The 2,617-nt window shown below is 64.9% G+C and carries 2 protein-coding genes; both read left to right on the top strand.

All coding sequences use genetic code 11. From position 1 onward, the window contains the following. Positions 1–228 precede the first annotated feature (228 nt). A complete protein-coding gene (locus IT293_09985; protein MCC6764981.1) occupies positions 229–1,518 on the top strand; it encodes an IS21 family transposase in 1,290 nt (429 codons plus the stop codon). Further along, on the top strand, positions 1,515–2,339 hold the full coding sequence (locus IT293_09980) for an ATP-binding protein (protein ID MCC6764980.1): 825 nt from the start codon (positions 1,515–1,517) through the stop codon (positions 2,337–2,339). The genes IT293_09985 and IT293_09980 overlap by 4 nt, the downstream gene beginning before the upstream one ends. Positions 2,340–2,617 lie beyond the last annotated feature (278 nt).

The following is a 2,617-nucleotide window of genomic DNA, read 5'->3' as shown; positions in this document are numbered from 1 at the left end:
TGGCGTCGTAAACGTACGTCGACGTCACGCCTGTCACCGACTTCCACATCATACCCCCGGCATTGAAATGAAACGTCTTCGTTCCTTCGCCCGTCAGGTGCCAATGAAAAGGTAAAACTGGTCCATCTCGGTAATTGAAAAGTAGACCACCTGGGAGTGGGGGCGCGGGAGAGGGCGCCCGAGATCGGTTACCCTCGCTTCGGCGATCGACGCCAGACAGGCCTCGGGGTGAAGGGGGGTTCCGTGATCACCCAGGAGGTCTGGATGGACATCAAGATGCTCTCCCGGCAGGGAATGTCGATACGGGCAATCGCCCGTCACACGGGTCATTCGCGCACGACGGTGCGCAAGTCGCTGTCGGAAACCGTTCCGAAGTCGTATGGGCCGAGGGTCCCGCGCCCGACGAAGCTCACGCCGTGGCTGTCGTACCTCGGTCAGGCGCTCGAGTCACGGCCATACGTGCTCGCGTCGAGGCTCTACGACGAGATCGTCGAGCAGGGCTATGCAGGCTGCTACGAGTCGGTGAAGACGTGGGTCCGTGCGCAGCGCGAGCTCGAGCAGGCACGAAAGCGCGCGTGCGTGCGATTCGAGACCGGCCCCGGCGTCGAAGGACAGTTCGACTGGAAGGGCCACATCTGCGGACTGCTCGAAGGCAATCCGCACTGCAAGGTGTGGATCTTCCGGTTCGTGCTCTGCTATTCGCGGCTGCGCATCACGCTGGCGGTGACGGACGCGAAGCTGGCTGGCGTGCTTGCGGATCTGCGTGAGACGTTCGAACGGCTCGGCGGCGTTCCGCAGCGGATCGTCTTCGACAACTTCAAGGCCGCCGTGATCAAGCCGCGCCCCGCGCTGAGGCTGCATCCGCTCTTTGCCGCCTTCTGCGATCACTACGGGGTCGAGCCGGCGCCCGCGCCGGTCCGTCGTCCGGAGCGAAAGGGGAAAGTCGAGCGCAGTTTCCTCGATCTCGAGGACAGCGAGCTGCTGCGCCGGACCTATCCGTCGCTCGAAGCCCTTCGCGAGGCCCTGGCCGACGACGACCGTCGCCACGCGCATCGCGTCCACACGACGACGAGCGCGCGGCCGGCCGATCGATTCGTCCGCGAGTCGGCCTATCTGCTGCCGCTTCCGGGCGTGGCCTTCGACACGCGACTGCCCGAATCGCGAATCGTCCGCAGCGACTGCACGGTCTCCTACAACGGCGCCGCCTACTCGGTGCCGTACCGCCTCGTCGGCGCGACGCTGACGGTCAAGGCGGACCATCGCACCGGACGCATCGAGATCTTCGACCGCTGCGATTCGGTCGCCACCCACGACAGCGTCGCCAAGGGCGATCGATCGATCGTCGAAGCGCACGTCGCCGATCTCCGCCGTCCACGATGGGAACGGGCGCGACGTGACGCCGCACCCGCAGCACAACGTCCCGTCAAACCCGAACCAACACTCGTCCGGTGGCCGCTCGCCGACGTACCGGTCCGACCGATCGCCGAATACGCCGATCTCGTGGAGGTGCTCGTATGAAAGCCTCCACCGACCTCACCCACGAACGCATCGTCGAGCATCTGGATCGGCTCGGTCTCTGGCGGGCCAAGGAGAGCTTCAACGACACGCTCAAACTCGCGGAGTCCGAACAATGGGGCCACTCGGAGCTCCTCGACCGCCTCTTCGAAGACGAGATCGCCGCTCGCGAGGAGCGGCGCATCAAGAACTCGCTCAAACTCGCCGCATTTCCGTACCTCAAGACGCTCGACGCCTTCGACTTCGCCTTCCAGCCGTCGATCGACCGCGGCCGCATCATGGACCTCGCCGCGCTCTCGTTTGTTTCACGTCGCGAGAACGTCCTGCTGCTCGGGCCTCCCGGCGTCGGCAAGACCCATCTGGCCGTCGCCCTCGCCATCCGCGCCTGTCAGCACGGGACCTCGGTCTACTTCACCACGATGGATCAGATGATTCGCAGCCTTGCGGCCGCCGACAGCGCCGGCAAACTCGCCCAGAAGCTGCGCACCTACTCGCGCAAATCCCAGCTGCTGGTCGTCGACGAGGTCGGCTATCTCCCGCTCTCGCGCGCCGAGGCCAACTACCTCTTCCAGGTCGTCTCGGCCCGTTACGAGCGTTCCAGCCTGATCCTCACGTCGAACAAGGCTGTCACCGAATGGCCGGAACTCTTCGGCGATCACGCGATCGCGACCGCGATTCTCGATCGCATCCTGCACCACTCCCACGTCTTCTCGATCAAGGGCAACTCCTACAGGCTCCGCGAACGCGTCCTGTCGGTTCCGGCGCCGAACGCCGCCGAACCTCCTCGATCCGAAGACTCCGACGCCATCGCGTCATCACGATGAACTGCGCCCCCTCTCTCTTTCCCCCCACACCCCCCAATCTCTCTCCCCGGGAGATCAGGTGGTCTACTTTTCAATTGCCACACTGGTCCACTTTTCAGTTTTCATTGACATCAGGTTCCCGGCCGCGTCGTAGACGCACGCCTGCCCTCCCGAACTCGCGAGCCGGTTCGTCGCCGGGTCGATGACGACCGCCGGCCCCTGCGCGTTCGACGTCGTCCCGGGGCCCCAGTTCCGGTTCCCCCACCGGTCGTACGTGAACTCCTGCCTCCAGATCTGCT

The organism is Deltaproteobacteria bacterium, from assembly GCA_020848745.1.
Taxonomy (GTDB): domain Bacteria; phylum Desulfobacterota; class Binatia; order UTPRO1; family UTPRO1; genus UTPRO1.
Note: the sequence above shows the minus strand (reverse complement) of the source record. Positions and strands in the feature narration are given on the sequence as shown.

Coding starts and splice junctions, on each gene's coding strand:
- IT293_09980 (MCC6764980.1), top strand. CDS start 1,515: ATGAAAGCCTCCACCGACCTCACCCACGAACGCATCGTCGAGCATCTG.